12 protein-coding genes, 1 tRNA gene and 1 pseudogene are annotated in these 16,869 nt (G+C 68.4%); 2 read left to right on the top strand and 12 right to left on the bottom strand.

The genetic code is table 11. From position 1 onward, the window contains the following. Positions 1-286: 286 nt before the first annotated feature. From H0X00_RS11115 to H0X00_RS11170, 12 genes are all read right to left on the bottom strand, one after another. Positions 287-4,159, bottom strand: a complete 3,873-nt coding sequence (locus tag H0X00_RS11115; protein ID WP_293769951.1) for a DNA-directed RNA polymerase subunit beta' — start codon at positions 4,157-4,159, stop codon at positions 287-289. An 85-nt stretch (positions 4,160-4,244) separates the two neighbouring features. Continuing rightward, positions 4,245-7,712 (bottom strand): DNA-directed RNA polymerase subunit beta, encoded by a 3,468-nt coding sequence (rpoB, locus tag H0X00_RS11120; protein WP_293769952.1) that lies wholly within the window; start codon positions 7,710-7,712, stop codon positions 4,245-4,247. Between the two features lie 302 nt (positions 7,713-8,014). Next, positions 8,015-8,980, bottom strand: coding sequence for an ABC transporter ATP-binding protein (locus tag H0X00_RS11125; RefSeq protein ID WP_293769953.1), 966 nt, complete (start codon positions 8,978-8,980; stop codon positions 8,015-8,017). A 200-nt stretch (positions 8,981-9,180) separates the two neighbouring features. Further along, the gene (gene rplL, locus H0X00_RS11130; RefSeq protein WP_293769954.1) at positions 9,181-9,564 is read right to left on the bottom strand and encodes a 50S ribosomal protein L7/L12; all 384 of its coding nucleotides are present in this window, start codon (positions 9,562-9,564) and stop codon (positions 9,181-9,183) included. A gap of 66 nt (positions 9,565-9,630) precedes the next feature. Beyond that, positions 9,631-10,332 carry a 50S ribosomal protein L10 gene (gene rplJ / locus H0X00_RS11135; RefSeq protein ID WP_293769956.1) on the bottom strand — a complete coding sequence of 234 codons (702 nt, stop codon included), beginning with the start codon at positions 10,330-10,332 and terminating at the stop codon, positions 9,631-9,633. A gap of 322 nt (positions 10,333-10,654) precedes the next feature. Continuing rightward, positions 10,655-10,978, bottom strand: a complete 324-nt coding sequence (locus H0X00_RS11140) for a hypothetical protein (protein WP_293769958.1) — start codon at positions 10,976-10,978, stop codon at positions 10,655-10,657. Between the two features lie 75 nt (positions 10,979-11,053). Beyond that, positions 11,054-12,157 (bottom strand): hypothetical protein, encoded by a 1,104-nt coding sequence (locus H0X00_RS11145; RefSeq protein ID WP_293769959.1) that lies wholly within the window; start codon positions 12,155-12,157, stop codon positions 11,054-11,056. A gap of 138 nt (positions 12,158-12,295) precedes the next feature. Next, complete coding sequence (gene rplA / locus H0X00_RS11150) at positions 12,296-13,018, bottom strand: 50S ribosomal protein L1 (protein WP_293769960.1); 723 nt, start codon at positions 13,016-13,018, stop codon at positions 12,296-12,298. Positions 13,019-13,102: 84 nt separating this feature from the next. After that, positions 13,103-13,537: a 50S ribosomal protein L11 gene (gene rplK / locus H0X00_RS11155; RefSeq protein ID WP_293769962.1), complete on the bottom strand. Its 435-nt coding sequence runs from the start codon at positions 13,535-13,537 to the stop codon at positions 13,103-13,105. A gap of 13 nt (positions 13,538-13,550) precedes the next feature. Then, on the bottom strand, positions 13,551-14,384 hold the full coding sequence (nusG, locus tag H0X00_RS11160) for a transcription termination/antitermination protein NusG (protein WP_293769964.1): 834 nt from the start codon (positions 14,382-14,384) through the stop codon (positions 13,551-13,553). A gap of 49 nt (positions 14,385-14,433) precedes the next feature. Continuing rightward, positions 14,434-14,688, bottom strand: a complete 255-nt coding sequence (secE, locus tag H0X00_RS11165) for a preprotein translocase subunit SecE (RefSeq protein ID WP_293769966.1) — start codon at positions 14,686-14,688, stop codon at positions 14,434-14,436. Positions 14,689-14,771: 83 nt separating this feature from the next. Then, a tRNA-Trp gene (locus tag H0X00_RS11170) sits at positions 14,772-14,844 on the bottom strand. A gap of 141 nt (positions 14,845-14,985) precedes the next feature. Between H0X00_RS11170 and H0X00_RS11175 the strand changes: the two genes are divergently transcribed. Next, positions 14,986-16,206 (top strand): pyridoxal phosphate-dependent aminotransferase, encoded by a 1,221-nt coding sequence (locus H0X00_RS11175; RefSeq protein WP_293769968.1) that lies wholly within the window; start codon positions 14,986-14,988, stop codon positions 16,204-16,206. Between the two features lie 139 nt (positions 16,207-16,345). Continuing rightward, positions 16,346-16,869, top strand: a pseudogene (locus H0X00_RS11180) (adenosine deaminase); the annotation flags it as partial.

Here is a 16,869-nt window from a genome sequence, read left to right on the forward strand (position 1 = left end):
CCATAGCCCGGAGGCGGGCCGCCCGGAGGGGGCGCGCCGTACGGGTCCGGCTGCTGCTGTCCGGGGCCGGGTTGGTCGCTGGGCTCGTCCGCCATGGCCCCATCCTGCCGAACTCTGCGCCCGGAACGCAGAACCGGCCGGTGCCCGAAGGCGCCGGCCGGTTCTGTCAACAAGGTGCTACCTGCGGTGATCCGGCGGAATGCATCGCAAGGCGGAGGAGGAGCCGGGTACGCAGTACCGGCGACGACGACAACGCCGCCGCGAGGCGTCCGCCGGGCGCCGTAGGTCAGTTGCCGTAGCCGCCGAAGTCATAGTCCTCGAGGCGGACGGCGTCGCCGGACCCGCTCCCGAAGGTCGCGTACTCCGGCTCCTCGTACCCGCTCATCGAGTACATGGCCGCCTTGGCTTCCTCGGTCGGCTCGACCCGGATGTTGCGGTACTTCGGCATGCCGGTACCGGCCGGGATGAGCTTGCCGATGATCACGTTCTCCTTGAGGCCCAGCAGCGGGTCGCTCTTGGCGTGGATCGCCGCGTCGGTCAGGACGCGGGTCGTCTCCTGGAACGATGCCGCCGACAGCCACGACTCGGTGGCCAGCGAGGCCTTGGTGATGCCCATCAGGACCGGACGGCCGGAGGCCGGCTGCCCACCCTCGCCGACCACGCGACGGTTCTCCTCCTCGAAGCGCGAACGCTCGACGAGCTCGCCCGGCAGCAGTTCCGCGTCGCCGGACTCGATGACCGTCACCCGGCGCAGCATCTGCCGGATGATGATCTCGATGTGCTTGTCGTGGATCGACACGCCCTGCGAGCGGTAGACCTCCTGCACCTCCTCGACCAGGTGCTCCTGGACGGCCCGCTGGCCGAGGATGCGGAGCACCTCGTGCGGGTTGGCGGCGCCGACGAGCAGCTTCTGCCCAACCTCCACGTGCTGGCCCTCTTCGACGATCATGCGGCTGCGCTTGGAGACCGGGTAACCGACCTCCTCGCCGCCGTCGTCGGGGACGACCACGATCTTGCGGGCCTTGTCGGTGTCCTCGATGCGGATCCGGCCGGTGACCTCGCTGATCGGGGCGACGCCCTTGGGCTGGCGCGCCTCGAACAGCTCCACGACGCGGGGCAGACCGTGGGTGATGTCCTCACCCGCGACGCCACCGGTGTGGAAGGTACGCATCGTCAGCTGCGTGCCGGGCTCACCGATCGACTGGGCGGCGATGATGCCGATCGCTTCGCCGATGTCCACGAGCTTGCCCGCGGCCAGCGAACGGCCGTAGCAGAGCGCGCAGGTACCGACCCGGCTCTGGCAGGTCAGGACCGAGCGGACCCGGACCTTCTCCACCCCGGCCGCGATCAGGTCGTCGAGCAGGATGTTGGTGACATCCGTGCCGGCCGGAGCCGTCACGCCACCGGTGCCGCTGACGTCCTCGGACAGGTTTCGCGAGACCACGTTGGTGTCGACGTTGTCCAGCTTGCGCAGGACCCCGTCGGCGCCGGTCGCCGCGATCGTGAAGGGCAGACCGCGCTCGGTGCCGCAGTCCTCCTCGCGGATGATGACGTCCTGGCTGACGTCGACCAGACGACGGGTGAGGTACCCGGAGTCGGCCGTCCGCAGCGCGGTGTCGGCGAGGCCCTTACGGGCACCGTGGGTGGAGATGAAGAACTCCAGCACGGACAGGCCCTCGCGGAAGTTCGACTTGATCGGCCGCGGGATGATCTCGCCCTTGGGGTTGGCCACCAGACCACGCATACCGGCGATCTGACGGACCTGCATCATGTTTCCGCGGGCGCCCGAGTCGATCATCATCGCGATCGGGTTGGTCCGCACGAAGTTCTTCTCCATCGCAGCGGCGACCACGTTCGTCGCCTGGGTCCAGACCTCGATGAGCTCCTGGCGACGCTCGTCGTCGGTGATCAGACCCTTCTCGAACTGCTTCTGGATCTTCTCCGCGCGGGCCTCGTACTCCTCGAGGATCTTGGCCTTGTCCGGCGGCGTGATGACGTCGCCGATCGAGACCGTGACACCCGAGCGGGTGGCCCAGTGGAAGCCGGCCGCCTTGAGGGCGTCCAGCGTCGCGGCGACCTGGACCTTGGGGTATCGCTCGGCCAGGTCGTTGATGATGATCGAGAGCTGCTTCTTGCCGACCTCGGCGTCGACGAACGGGTAGTCCGCCGGGAGGGCCTCGTTGAAGAGGGCCCGGCCGAGGGAGGTCTCCAGCAGCACCGGGGCGCCGGCCTGGTTGCCCTCGGGGGCGACCCAGTTGCGCGGCGGCACGACGTCCTTGAGGCGGATCCTGATCTTGGCCTGCAGCGCCAGCTCGCCGGTGTCGAAGGCCATGATCGCCTCGGACACGGAGCCGAACACCCGGCCCTGACCGGCCATCTCGCCGCGGTCGCCGGTGAGGAAGAACAGGCCGATGATCATGTCCTGCGTCGGCATGGTGACCGGCTTGCCGTCGGACGGCTTCAGGATGTTGTTCGAGGACAGCATCAGGATGCGGGCCTCGGCCTGGGCCTCCGCCGACAGCGGCAGGTGAACGGCCATCTGGTCGCCGTCGAAGTCGGCGTTGAAGGCCGAGCAGACGAGCGGGTGGATCTGGATGGCCTTGCCCTCGATCAGCTGCGGCTCGAAGGCCTGGATGCCGAGACGGTGCAGGGTCGGCGCGCGGTTGAGCAGCACCGGGTGCTCGGCAATGACCTCTTCGAGCACGTCCCACACGACGGGACGGGCACGCTCGACCATGCGCTTGGCGCTCTTGATGTTCTGCGCGTGGTTGAGGTCGACGAGGCGCTTCATGACGAACGGCTTGAACAGCTCGAGCGCCATCGCCTTGGGCAGACCGCACTGGTGCAGCTTCAGCTGCGGGCCGACGACGATGACGCTGCGGCCGGAGTAGTCGACGCGCTTGCCGAGCAGGTTCTGCCGGAAGCGGCCCTGCTTGCCCTTGAGCATGTCGGACAGCGACTTGAGCGGGCGGTTGCCCGGGCCCGTGACGGGCCGGCCGCGGCGGCCGTTGTCGAACAGTGCGTCGACGGCCTCCTGCAGCATCCGCTTCTCGTTGTTGACGATGATCTCGGGCGCCCCGAGGTCGAGCAGGCGCTTGAGCCGGTTGTTCCGGTTGATCACGCGGCGGTACAGGTCGTTCAGGTCGGACGTGGCGAAGCGGCCACCGTCGAGCTGGACCATCGGGCGCAGGTCCGGCGGGATGACCGGGACGCAGTCCAGGACCATGCCCATCGGGGAGTTGCGCGTCGACAGGAAGGCCGAGACGACCTTGAGGCGCTTGAGCGCGCGGGTCTTCTTCTGGCCCTTGCCGGTGCGGATGATCTCGCGCAGGCGCTCGGCCTCGGCCTCGAGGTCGAAGGACTCCAGACGCTTCTGGATCGCTGCCGCACCCATGCCGCCGTCGAAGTACATGGCGAACCGGTCGCGCATCTCGCGGTAGAGCATCTCGTCGCCCTCGAGGTCCTGGACCTTGAGGTTCTTGAAGCGCGTCCAGACGTCGTCCAGGCGGTCGATCTCGCGCTGGGCGCGGTCACGGAGCTGCTTGAGCTCGCGCTCGGCACCTTCCTTGACCTTGCGCTTCTGGTCGGACTTGGCGCCGGCCGCCTCCAGCTCGGCCATGTCGGCCTCGAGCTTGGTGGCCCGGTTCTCCAGGTCGGAGTCACGGCGCTGCTCGATCTGGCCGCGCTCGACCGAGATCTGGGCCTCGAGGGAGGTCAGGTCGCGGTGCCGCGCCTCCTCGTCGACCCAGGTGATCATGTACGCCGCGAAGTAGATGACCTTTTCCAGGTCCTTCGGGGCCAGGTCGAGCAGGTAGCCGAGCCGGCTCGGGACACCCTTGAAGTACCAGATGTGGGTGACCGGCGCGGCCAGCTCGATGTGGCCCATCCGCTCACGGCGCACCTTGGCGCGGGTGACCTCGACGCCACAGCGCTCGCAGATGATGCCCTTGAAGCGCACGCGCTTGTATTTGCCGCAGTAGCACTCCCAGTCCCGGGTGGGACCGAAGATTTTCTCGCAGAACAAGCCGTCCTTCTCAGGCTTGAGCGTGCGGTAGTTGATGGTCTCGGGCTTCTTGACCTCGCCGTGCGACCACTGGCGGATGTCGTCCGCGGTCGCCAGGCCGATGCGCAACTCGTCGAAGAAATTGACGTCGAGCACGTGATCCCCAGTCCTACTTATTTTCGAGGGTGGTCAGGTCGGGGCGGGGGGGGGGGGGTGACCGGGGGGCCACCCCGCCCGAACCTCAGACCTCTTCGACGCTGGACGGCTCACGCCGCGACAGGTCGATGCCGAGCTCTTCGGCCGCACGGAAGACGTCTTCGTCGGTCTCGCGCATCTCGATGGACATGCCGTCGCTGGAGAGCACCTCGACGTTCAGGCACAGCGACTGCATTTCCTTGATGAGGACCTTGAAGGACTCCGGGATGCCGGGCTCCGGGATGTTCTCGCCCTTGACGATGGCCTCGTAGACCTTCACGCGGCCGAGCACGTCGTCGGACTTGATGGTGAGGAGCTCCTGCAGGGCGTAGGAGGCGCCGTAGGCCTCGAGGGCCCACACCTCCATCTCGCCGAAGCGCTGGCCACCGAACTGCGCCTTACCACCCAGCGGCTGCTGGGTGATCATCGAGTACGGGCCGGTCGAACGGGCGTGGATCTTGTCGTCGACCAGGTGGAGCAGCTTCAGGATGTAGATGTAGCCGACCGAGATCGGGCTCTTGAACGGCTCACCGGAGCGGCCGTCGAAGAGCATCGCCTTCCCGTCCTCCCCGATCAGGCGCTCGCCGTCACGGGTCTTCAGGGTCGAGCCGAGCAGGCCGGTGATCTCCTCCTCCTGCGCGCCGTCGAAGACCGGGGTCGCCACGTTGGTGCCGGGCTCACCCACGTCCGCGCCGATGCCGCGCAGGCGGTCCTTCCACTCCTGGTCGGACCCCTCCACCTGCCAGCCGGTCTTGGCCACCCACCCGAGGTGGGTCTCCAGGACCTGGCCGATGTTCATCCGGCTCGGCACGCCGAGCGGGTTGAGCACCACGTCGACGGCGGTGCCGTCGGAGAGGAAGGGCATGTCCTCGACCGGGAGGATCTTGGCGATGACGCCCTTGTTGCCGTGCCGGCCGGCCAGCTTGTCGCCGTCGGTGATCTTGCGCTTCTGGGCCACGTAGACCCGGACCAGCTGGTTGACGCCGGGCGGGAGCTCGTCGCCTTCCTCGCGGTCGAAGACGCGGACGCCGATGACCTTTCCGGACTCACCGTGCGGCACCTTGAGCGAGGTGTCGCGTACCTCGCGCGCCTTCTCACCGAAGATCGCGCGGAGCAGGCGCTCTTCCGGGGTCAGCTCGGTCTCGCCCTTGGGCGTGACCTTGCCGACCAGGATGTCGCCGGTCGTGACCTCGGCGCCGATGCGGATGATGCCGCGGTCGTCGAGGTCGGCCAGGACCTCCTCGGAGACGTTCGGGATGTCCCGGGTGATCTCCTCGGGGCCGAGCTTGGTGTCGCGGGCGTCGACCTCGTGCTCCTCGATGTGGATCGAGGAGAGGACGTCGTCCTGCACCAGACGCTGGCTGAGGATGATCGCGTCCTCGTAGTTGTGGCCCTCCCAGCACATGAAGGCGACCAGCAGGTTCTTGCCGAGCGCCATCTCGCCCTGGTCGGTGCAGGGCCCGTCGGCGATGACCTCGCCGGCCTGGACCCGCGCACCCTCGAGCACGATCGGCTTCTGGTTGATGCAGGTGCCCTGGTTCGAGCGACGGAACTTGGCAAGGCGGTACGTGGTGTAGGTGCCCTCGTCCTCCATCACCTGGATGTAGTCCGCGGAGACCTCGGCGACCACGCCGGCCTTGGTCGCGACGACGACGTCGCCGGCGTCCTTGGCCGCGCGGTACTCCTGGCCGGTGCCGACCAGCGGCGACTCGGCCCGCAGCAGCGGAACCGACTGACGCTGCATGTTCGAGCCCATCAGGGCGCGGTTGGCGTCGTCGTGCTCGAGGAAGGGGATCATCGCGGTCGCGACCGAGACCATCTGGCGCGGCGAGACGTCCATGTAGTCGACCTCGGCGGCCGGGATGTAGTCGACCTCGCCGCCCTTACGGCGGACCAGGACGCGGGCCTCCTCGAAGGTGCCGTCGTGCGTCAGCGGCGCGTTGGCCTGCGCGATGACGTGCAGGTCCTCCTCGTCCGCAGTCAGGTAGTCGACGTCGTCGGTGACCCGGCCGTTGTTGACCTTGCGGTACGGCGTCTCGACGAACCCGAAGGCGTTGACCCGCCCATAGGTCGCGAGCGAGCCGATCAGACCGATGTTCGGGCCCTCCGGGGTCTCGATCGGGCACATCCGGCCGTAGTGGCTGGGGTGCACGTCGCGAACCTCGAAGCCGGCGCGCTCACGGGACAGACCACCCGGACCCAGCGCCGACAGGCGGCGCTTGTGGGTCAGGCCCGCGAGCGGGTTGGTCTGGTCCATGAACTGCGAGAGCTGGGAGGTGCCGAAGAACTCCTTGATCGAGGCCACCACGGGGCGGATGTTGATCAGGGTCTGCGGCGTGATCGCCTCGACGTCCTGGGTGGTCATGCGCTCACGCACGACGCGCTCCATCCGGGCCAGACCCGTACGGACCTGGTTCTGGATGAGCTCGCCGACCGTGCGCAGACGCCGGTTGCCGAAGTGGTCGATGTCGTCGACCTCGACGCGGGCGTTGCCCTTGACGCTGGGCATCTCGGTCTCGCCGGCGTGCAGCGCGACCAGGTACTTGATGGTGGCGACGACGTCCTGCTCGGTGAGCACGCCGTGCTGAAGCGGCTGCGTAAGGGCCAGCTTCTTGTTCACCTTGTAGCGGCCGACCTTCGCGAGGTCGTAGCGCTTCGGGTTGAAGTACAGGTTGTCCAGAAGGGTCTGGGCAGCCTCACGCGTGGGGGGCTCGCCCGGACGCAGCTTGCGGTAGATGTCGAGCAGCGCCTCGTCCTGGGTGGTGGTGTGGTCCTTCTCCAGGGTGGCCATCATCGACTCGTACTGGCCGAACTGCTCGCGGATCTTCGCGTCGTCCCAACCGAGCGCCTTCAGCAGCACCGTGACGGACTGCTTGCGCTTGCGGTCGATACGCACGCCGACGGCGTCGCGCTTGTCGATCTCGAGCTCGAGCCAGGCACCGCGGGACGGGATCACCTTCGCGGAGAAGATGTCCTTGTCCGAGGTCTTGTCGATCGCCTTGTCGAAGTAGACACCGGGCGAGCGGACCAGCTGCGAGACGACGACACGCTCGGTGCCGTTGATCACGAAGGTGCCCTTGTCCGTCATCAGGGGGAAGTCGCCCATGAAGACGGTCTGGCTCTTGATCTCGCCGGTCTCGTTGTTCGTGAACTCCGCGGTGACGAAGAGCGGCGCGGAGTAGGTGAAGTCCCGCTCCTTGCACTCGTCGATCGAGTTCTTCGGCGGCTCGAAGCGGTGGTCGCGGAAGGTCAGCGACATCGAGCCGGAGAAGTCCTCGATCGGGGAGATCTCTTCGAAGATCTCCTCCAACCCGGACTGGGTCGGCACGTCGTCGCGGCCGGCGCCGATAGCGGCGTCGACCCGGCCCTGCCAGCGGTCGTTGCCGAGGAGCCAGTCGAACGAGTCGACCTGGAGCGCCAGCAGGTTGGGAACTTCCAGGGGTTCGCGGATCTTCGCGAAGCTGATGCGCCGGGGGGCGTTGGTCGTAGCCGAGGGGGTGAGCGAGGCGGCCAAGAGTGGTCCTTCCGATGGCTCGCGAGCGGTTCGGCGCATGCACAACCACCCGTGTCAAAGACACAGGTGATTACGGCAGACAGCGCAAGGGGGCAGTTTAGGCCGAAGGCACGCCACTGTCCAGGCCGCAGGTAAATCCCTGCGGTCCCCTTGCGCGCGCAACACTCACGAACGCACCGAAAGAATGAAGGTGCGGCGCGCCCGCGTCAAGAGATCAGGCCAACAGTGTGAACGCGTAGCGGGTGGTTAACCGGACGGAACCGGACATTTCACCCCACGCTCGCGCTCGACGTTTGCCCAGGTCAGGGCGCTGCGGCGCCGTGCACCGGCAGAGCGGCCCCGGCGGCGAAGGATCCCGGCGGCGGAGTCACGCCGTTCTCCCGACACCACCGTCCCGGCTCCCGCTGGGTGGTGCGAATCACGCCGTCGCTGGGGAGCATCTGCAGCGGAATCGGCGGCAGCGGGGGCAGTTCGCGGCCGGATTCGGCGGCCAGTTCGTCGGCGTCCTTCTCCTCCGACATCCCGATCGGGCCCTCGCGCTGGGCGTTGAGGAACTGGCGGACGACCGGCTCGGTGGAGCTGAGCAGCATCTCCCGAGGGCCGAACATCGCCAGGTGGCGGTGGTAGAGCAGGCCGATGTTGTCCGGCACGGTCCGGGCGGTGTTGATGTCGTGGGTGACGATCAGGATGGTCGCCCCGATCCGCTGGTTCAGGTCGACGATCAGCTGGTTGAGGAACGCGGTGCGGACCGGGTCGAGGCCGGAGTCCGGCTCGTCGAAGAGAATGATCTTCGGGTCCAGGACCAGCGCGCGGGCCAGGCCGGCCCGCTTGCGCATCCCGCCGGAGAGCTCCCCCGGCAGTTTGTCCTCGGCGCCGATCAGGCCGACCAGGTCCATCTTCTCCATCACGATGGAGCGGACTTCCTTCTCCGACTTGCGGGTGTGCTCCCGCAACGGGAAGGCGACGTTGTCGTAGAGATTCATCGAGCCGAACAGGGCGCCGTCCTGGAACAGGACCCCGAACAGCTTGCGGACCTCGTAGAGGTCCCGCTCGCGCAGCCGGCAGACATCCCGGCCCTCAATGGTGATCGACCCGGAATCCGGCCGGAGCAGCCCGACCAGGGTCTTGAGCAGCACGGACTTGCCGGTGCCGGACGGCCCGAGCAGCACCGAGATCTCCCCCGCGGGCAGGGTCAGGGTCACGTCGCGCCAGATCACCTGGCGGCCGAAGCTCTTGGTGAGGCCGCGGATTGCGATCTCAACGCCCACAGTTACCTCTCGGGGAAGCTCTCGGTGAGCACAGTGACATCTCGATCTCGACGCCCATGGGCGCGAATCCTAGGCCGGTCCCGCCCGGGGCACGCAGAAGGCGGCCGCCGGGATCCGGTGGCCGCCTTCGCGGTGGTGCAGGTGACTACTTGAGGGTGACGGTCGCGCCTGCGCCCTTCCCGGGGAGTGCGGCCTGGCCGTTACTTCAAGGTGACAGTGGCCCCGGCACCTTCGAGAGCGGCCTTGGCCTTCTCGGCGGTCTCCTTGTTGACCTTGTCCAGGACGTTGGACGGGGCGCCGTCGACGAGGTCCTTGGCCTCCTTGAGGCCGAGGCTCGTCAGCGCGCGCACCTCCTTGATGACCTGGATCTTCTTCTCGCCGGCGCCCTCGAGGACGACGTCGAACTCGTCCTGCTCCTCGGGAGCCTCGGCCGCAGCGGCGCCGCCGCCGGCCGCGGCGACCGCGACGGGAGCCGCGGCGGTGACGCCGAAGGTCTCCTCGAACGACTTCACGAACTCGGAGAGCTCGATGAGCGTCATCTCCTTGAACGCCTCGAGCAGGTCCTCGCTACTGATCTTCGCCATGGTCGGCGGTCCTTCCGTTGAGTCTGTGCGTGATGTTGGGCAGGTGGGCGGTGGTCCCGCCCGGGGTCAGCTCTCGGCCGGGGTCTCGGCCACGGGGTCCTCCGCGGCTTCGGGCGATTCGGCAACGGCCTCAGCAGAGGCCTCGACAGCAGGTTCATCGGCGACCGCAGCCTCGGCGGCGACCGCCTCGGGAGCGCCCTCCTCGGAGGCGGTTGCCTCGGCAGGGACGGCCGGGGCGGCAGCCGCGGGGCTGGTCGCCTCGACCTGGGCACGCAGGGCCTCGATGGTCCGCGCGGCCTGGGACAGCGGCGCCTGGAACAGCGCAGCGGCCTGGGACAGCGAGGCGATCATCGCGCCGGCGAGCTTGGCCAGCAGGACGTCTCGGGACTCCAGGTCCGCGAGCTTGTTGATGTCGGCGGCCGACAGCGCCTTGCCGTCGAGCACACCGCCCTTGATCACCAGCAGCGGGTTCGCCTTGGCGAAGTCCCGCAGGCCCTTGGCGACCTCGACCGCGTCACCGCTGATGAACGCGATGGCGGACGGGCCCTGGAGCAGGGAGTCGAACGCGTCGACACCCGCCTCCTTGGCGGCGATCCTGGTGAGGGTGTTCTTGACGACGAAGTACTCGGCGTTGCCGCCCAGACTGCGTCGCAGGGTCTTCAACTGCGCCACGGTGAGACCGCGGTACTCGGTCAGCACGGCGGCGTTGGAGTTACGGAAATTCTCCGTCAGCTCCGCTACTGCGGCTGCTTTGTCGGGCCGGGCCATGACCCTCCTTCCTTGGGGTGCAACTGCGGGTCGACTCTCGGCGCCCTTGTCGGGGAAGCCCCCGGACGCACGAACGCCCCGGCGCAGGGCCGGGGCGTGAGGACCCGCAGGCGTCCGAGGTTCCGGTCACCCGCCCAGTCGCTCCGTGAGGAGCTCCTGGCAATACCTGCGCGGGCCGCCCACGAGTGGGGCCTTCGGTCACCTGGGTGACAACCAGCGGTCTTTGGCTGGGGCCAGACTACGGACCCGCAGGTCCGCGGGTCAAAACGAGGCCGACGACAGCGGTGCGGACTCGGCCCATGGGCCCCACTCTTGCCCTGGTTCAGCCGGCGGGGAACCCCGGCGGAGTCTGCGCGGACTCCGGGTCGTGATCACCCTCGGGGTCGTAGTGCTCGGGATCGAACTCCTCGCCGGGCGGCAGCGTCGGCTCGGGCTGCGGCGTGGGCGAGACCGACGGCTCGGGAGTCACTACCGGTTTGGCCTTCTTCTTGTGCTTCCGCGCCTTCGCCGGCGGCGGCGTCACCTGGGCGACCGTCGGACCGATGGACGGTGGGGCATCCCCGTTGACGTTGGGCTCAGAGTCCGAGCAGGCGCTCAGCGCACCGAGCGCGAGCGCGCCCGTGGTGAGCACGGCGACGAGACGCATGCGTCAACGTAACCCGGGCGCACGGGGCCGATCTGACCTGCAGGTGAACGCCGAACGGCGAGCACCCGCCGGCGGTCAGCTGGAGCCGAGCGCGGCCGTCTCGTCGGAGGAGCCCGAGGAGCCGGAGCCGGAATTCTCGTCGGAGTAGCTGTATTCGCCGCCGTCGAAGCCGTCCTTCAGGCTTTTCTCGATCTGCTCGCGCAGCTGGGACTCGAACTGCTCGGAGATGTCGGAGGAGAAGTTCGACCCGTCGCCGAACGATTCAGCGAGGTCCTTGCCGAACTCCTCGCCGAACGCGTCACCGAGTTCGCCGCCGAGCATGTCGCCGAGGTCCATCGCCTTGGCGTCGGCCGGGGCCTCGACCTCGACGTCCGACCCGAAGTCCGTGAACTTCATCGTCATCTTGACCTCGCCCAGGAACGGCAGGGTCATCGCCAGCTTGCGGGCGTGGTACTCGCCGTCGACCCAGGCGTCCACGGTCACCGGCTCGGACACCCCGAGCGAGTCACGGATGCTGTTCTCGAGCTGCTCCTCGAGCTGGCGGCTGAGCTCGTTGCTGTGGGTGGAGGTCTTCTTCTCGGTGACCGTCCCGGTGCCCGCGGAGTCGATGGTCGCGCGGTAGTGGGTGGTCTCGACCCCGTCCACGGTCTCGGTGCCGACCTTGGTGACGTCGTCGGTGTCGAGCATCTTCTTCAGCTGGTCCACCGGGTTGGCCATGGTCGGGTCCAGGCCGCCGAAGCTGTTGCCCTCGCCCTTCACCTCGTCCATCGGCAGCTTGACCCAGCCGCCGTCACCGACGCCCGGGATCAGGCCGCCCTTGCTGGACTTGAGGTACATGACGTCGTCGACCAGGCGGAACTCGGTGCCGGCCGGGATGCTGAAGCCGAGCATCTTCATCGAGTCGAAGGCCATCCGGGCGGCCGGGTGCTCGCCGCCGCGGTACGCGCCGGAGCCCTTCACCGAGACGCCGGAACCGGTCATCTCGAAGGTGTAGGCCGCGCTGTCGTTGCTCGCGGTGTCCGCGACCTTCGCGATCGCGGCGACCGGGGTCAGACCGTCGACCTCGGTGGCAGCCTCGTCCGAGCCGTTGCAGCCGGCCATCCCACAGACAGTGAGAACCGCCACGGCGGAGACGGCGGCGGTGCGGATCAGGCGGCTTGATCGGAAGGGCTGGCGCACGAAGAACTCCCAGGTCGGTCGCACGCACCAGTGTGCATGCCTTTCCTGAGACGAAAAGGCCCGATGCGGCGTTCCGCATCGGGCCCGATCGTGATGATTCTGTAGAAAACCCCAGGTCAGAGACCTGTGCATCGACCGTCAAGCGCCGTCCTCGACGGTCTCCTCGGTCAGGTTGCGCGTCTTGTTCGGGTCCACTGCGATGCCCGGGCCCATCGTGGTGGAGAAGACGGCCTTGCGCAGGTACCGGCCCTTGGCCGCAGCCGGCTTGAGCCGGAGCACCTCGTCCAGGGCGGCGGCGTAGTTCTCGACCAGCGCGACGTCGCTGAACGAGGACTTGCCGATGATGAAGTGCAGGTTCGAGTGCTTGTCGACGCGGAACTCGATCTTGCCGCCCTTGATCTCGTCGACGGCCTTGGCGACATCGTTGGTGACGGTGCCGGTCTTCGGGTTCGGCATCAAGCCACGGGGGCCGAGGACGCGGCCGAGCCGGCCGACCTTGCCCATCATGTCCGGGGTGGCGACGACAGCGTCGAAGTCCAGCCAGCCCTTGGTGATCTTCTCGATCATGTCGTCGGAGCCGACGAAGTCCGCACCGGCCGCCTCGGCCTCGGCGGCGCGGTCACCGGTGGCCAGCACCAGGACGCGGGCGGTCTTGCCGGTGCCGTGCGGCAGGTTCACGGTGCCGCGGACCATCTGGTCGGCCTTGCGGGGGTCGACCCCGAGCCGGAAGGCGACCTCGACGGTCGAGTCGAACTTGGTGGTTCCGGTCTCCTTCGCCAGCCGCGCGGCGTCCAGCGGGGCGTAGAGCTTGTCCGGGTCGATCTTCGCGGCGACTGACTTGTAGCTCTTGCCGTGCTTCATGAGCGTCTCCTGTTTCGAGAGCGTGGTCGGCGGACCGCGGCGGCGCGGCGGCCCTCCCACAGGTGCGGGATGGAGCGGTGCGGATCAGCCCTCGACGGTGATGCCCATCGAGCGGGCGGTACCGGCGATGATCTTCTCGGCGGCGTCGAGGTCGTTGGCGTTCAGGTCGGTCATCTTCGACTCGGCGATGCCGCGGACCTGGGCCCGGGTGAGCTTGGCGACCTTGGTCTTGTGCGGCTCGCCGGAGCCCTTCTCGACACCGGCGGCCTTGAGGATCAGGCGCGCGGCCGGCGGGGTCTTGGTGATGAAGGTGAACGAGCGGTCCTCGTAGACCGAGATCTCGACCGGCACGATGTCGCCGCGCTGGTTCTCCGTGGCCGCGTTGTAGGCCTTGCAGAACTCCATGATGTTGACGCCGTGCTGGCCCAGCGCGGGGCCGACCGGCGGCGCCGGCGTCGCGGCGCCGGCCTTGATCTGCAGCTTGATGATCGCTGACAGCTTCTTCTGCTTCGGAGGCATGTCTCGTCGTTTCCTAGTTCTTCTGGATCTGGCTGAAGGACAGTTCGACCGGGGTCTCCCGACCGAAGATCTCGACCAGACCCTTGACCTTCTGGGCCTCGGCGTTGATCTCGTGGATCGTGGCCTGCAGGGTCGCGAACGGGCCGTCGATGACGGTGACCGAGTCGCCGATGTCGAAATCGAGCACCTTGATCTGCGCGGCGGGGCCGCCCTTGACCCCGTCCTTGCGGGCCGGCTCCGGGGCGAGAATCTTCATGACCTCGTCGAGCGTGAGCGGCGAGGGCTCGTGGGTGTGGCCCACGAAGCCGGTGACGCCCGGGGTGTGCCGGACGGCCGACCAGGACTCGTCGGTGAGGTCCATCCGGACCAGCACGTAGCCGGGGAACTTGTTCCGGCGAACGTTCTTGCGCTGGCCGTTCTTGATCTCGACGACCTCTTCCTGGGGCACCTCGATCTGGAAGATGTAGTCCTCCATGTTGAGGCTGGCCGTGCGGTTCTCCAGGTTGGCCTTCACGCGGTTCTCGTAGCCGGCGTAGGAGTGCACGACGTACCAGTCACCGGGGGCCGAGTAGAGCGCCTTGCGGAACTCCTCGGCCGGGTCCAGCTCGTCCTCGTCGTCCTTGGGACCCTCGGCAAGCACCTCGACGGAGCCGTCCTCCGAGCCGTCCTCCGACGATTCGTCGGACGCCTCGACCGTCGTCTCCTCCGAGACCTCGTCCGAGACCTCGTCCGAGTGCTCGACGGGGGCGTCGACCGCCTCAGCCACCTCGACGTCGGCCGGCGCCGTGGCGTCGGCGGCGTCCGCGTCCGCGGACGCGTCGTCGAAGTTCAGGGGCGAGTCGGACACAGGAGGGCCTTCCTAAAGCAGGTGGTGGATCGATAGTGCGGGGCGGGGGCTACCCGAAGATCTTGAGCACTGCCTTGCTGAAGCCCAGGTCCAGCAGGGACACGTAGGCGATCATGATCGTCACGAAAATGAGGACCACCACGGTGTAGGTGATCAGCTCCTTGCGCGTGGGCCAGATGACCTTGCGCAGCTCGGCGACGACCTGCCGGTAGTAGAGGCCGATACGGGACGGCAGGCCCTTGAGCCCACCTCGACCGCCGTCTGATGCCGGGCGCTCAGGCGTTGCCTCAGCGGTCTCCGTCACTCGTCCTCACCTGGATCCTCAACCCGGCCCCCGCGGTGCGGGAGGTCTTCCGTGTGCGCCCCGAGGGACGCCGTACGTGTGCGCAGGGCCGGAGGGACTCGAACCCCCAACCGCCGGTTTTGGAGACCGGAACTCTACCAATTGAGCTACGACCCTAGATCGGTGTGCGACCGGACGCGGGCGTGCCGAGGCAACGGTGCGCTCACCGAGGGGTGAGTCTAGGCACAACGCGGACAGGCGTCGAACTGGTGCGGCTCCGCCGGTCTGAGGGCGCGGGCGGGGTGGAACGATACGACCATGACCTCCACACCTGGCTTCCCCCGCATCTCGTCCCGCATCTCGGGGATCACCGAGTCAGCGACCCTGGCCGTGGACGCCAAGGCGAAGGCCCTGCAGGCCGCCGGGCGACCCGTGATCGGCTTCGGCGCCGGCGAGCCGGACTTCCCGACCCCGGACTACATCGTCGAGGCGGCGATCGCCGCCTGCCGCGAACCGAAGAACCATCGCTACACCCCCGCGGGCGGTCTGCCCGAGCTCAAGGAGGCGATCGCGGCCAAGACGCTGCGTGACTCCGGCTACCAGTGCTCCGCAGCACAGGTCGTAGTGACGAACGGCGGCAAGCAGGCCGTCTATTCCACCTTCGCGACGCTGCTGGACCCGGGCGACGAGGTCCTGCTGCCGGCGCCGTACTGGACCACCTACCCGGAGGCGATCCGGCTGGCCGGCGGTCTGCCGGTGGAGATCGTGGCCGACGAGACGCAGGACTACCTGGTGACGGTCGAACAACTGGAGGCCGCGCGCACCTCGCGGTCGAAGGTGCTGCTGTTCTGCTCCCCATCGAACCCGACCGGAGCCGTGTACCCCCCGGAACAGGTCCGCGCGATCGGGCAGTGGGCGGCCGAGCACGGCCTGTGGGTCGTGACCGACGAGATCTACGAGCACCTGGTCTACGGCGGCGCCCGGTTCTCCTCGATCCCGGTCGAGGTGCCCGAGATCGCCGACCGCTGCGTGGTCGTCAACGGCGTCGCCAAGACCTACGCGATGACCGGTTGGCGGGTGGGCTGGCTGATCGGCCCGGCCGACGTCGCCAAGGCCGCGACCAACCTGCAGTCGCACGCGACCTCGAACGTGGCCAACGTCTCGCAGCGCGCCGCCCTGGCGGCCGTCACCGGCGACCTGTCCGCGGTCGCCACGATGCGGGAGGCCTTCGACCGGCGCCGCCAGATGATGGTCCGGATGCTCTCGGAGATCCCGGGCGTGAACTGCCCGGAGCCCTTCGGCGCCTTCTACTGCTACCCGTCGGTGGCCGGGGTGCTCGGCAAGGAGATCCGCGGGCAGCGCCCCGCCAGCTCGGCCGAACTGGCTGGCCTGATCCTCACCGAGGCCGAGGTCGCGGTGGTCCCGGGCGAGGCCTTCGGGACCCCGGGCTATCTGCGGCTGTCCTACGCGTTGGGCGACGACGACCTGGTCGAGGGCGTGTCGCGGATCGCCAAGCTGCTGGGCGAAGCGACCGCGTAGGTCGCGTGGCTTTTTCACGGCGTCCACGAGGGGCCGTGGACGCGTGACGACCGACCCGAGCCACCGGCCGGAGAAAGCAGCGCGGCGCGATCTCACCGAGCTGCCCAAGGCGCACCTGCACCTGCACTTCACCGGGTCGATGCGGCACGCCACGCTGCTGGAGCTGGCCGAGGCGCACCGGTTGCGCCTGCCCGACCAGCTCCGCAGCCCGGAGCCGCTGGAACTCGAAGCCACCGATGAACGCGGCTGGTTCCGGTTCCAGCGGCTCTACGACGCGGCCCGCGGCGTGGTGCAGACCGAGGCCGACGTCCGACGCCTGGTCCTGGAGGCGGCCCAGGACGACGCCGCGGAAGGCTCGGGCTGGCTGGAACTCCAGGTCGACCCGAGCACCTACGCGCGGCACCTGGGCGGGCTGAGCCCCACCGTCGAGCTGATTCTGGACGCGACGCGGGAGGCGAGCGCCGCGACCGGGGTCGGGATCGGCCTGGTGATCGCGGCCAACCGGACCCGGCACCCCTACGACGCCCGGACCCTGGCCCGGCTCGCGGTGCGCTTCGCCAACGCCGGGGTGGTCGGATTCGGGCTGTCCAACGACGAGCGGCGCGGGCGGGCCGCCGACTTCGAGCGGGCGTTCGAGATCGCCCGGGCCGGTGGGCTGGCCGC

The sequence above is a fragment of the Sporichthya sp. genome (assembly GCF_013815995.1).
In the GTDB taxonomy this organism is placed as follows: Bacteria; Actinomycetota; Actinomycetes; order Sporichthyales; family Sporichthyaceae; genus Sporichthya.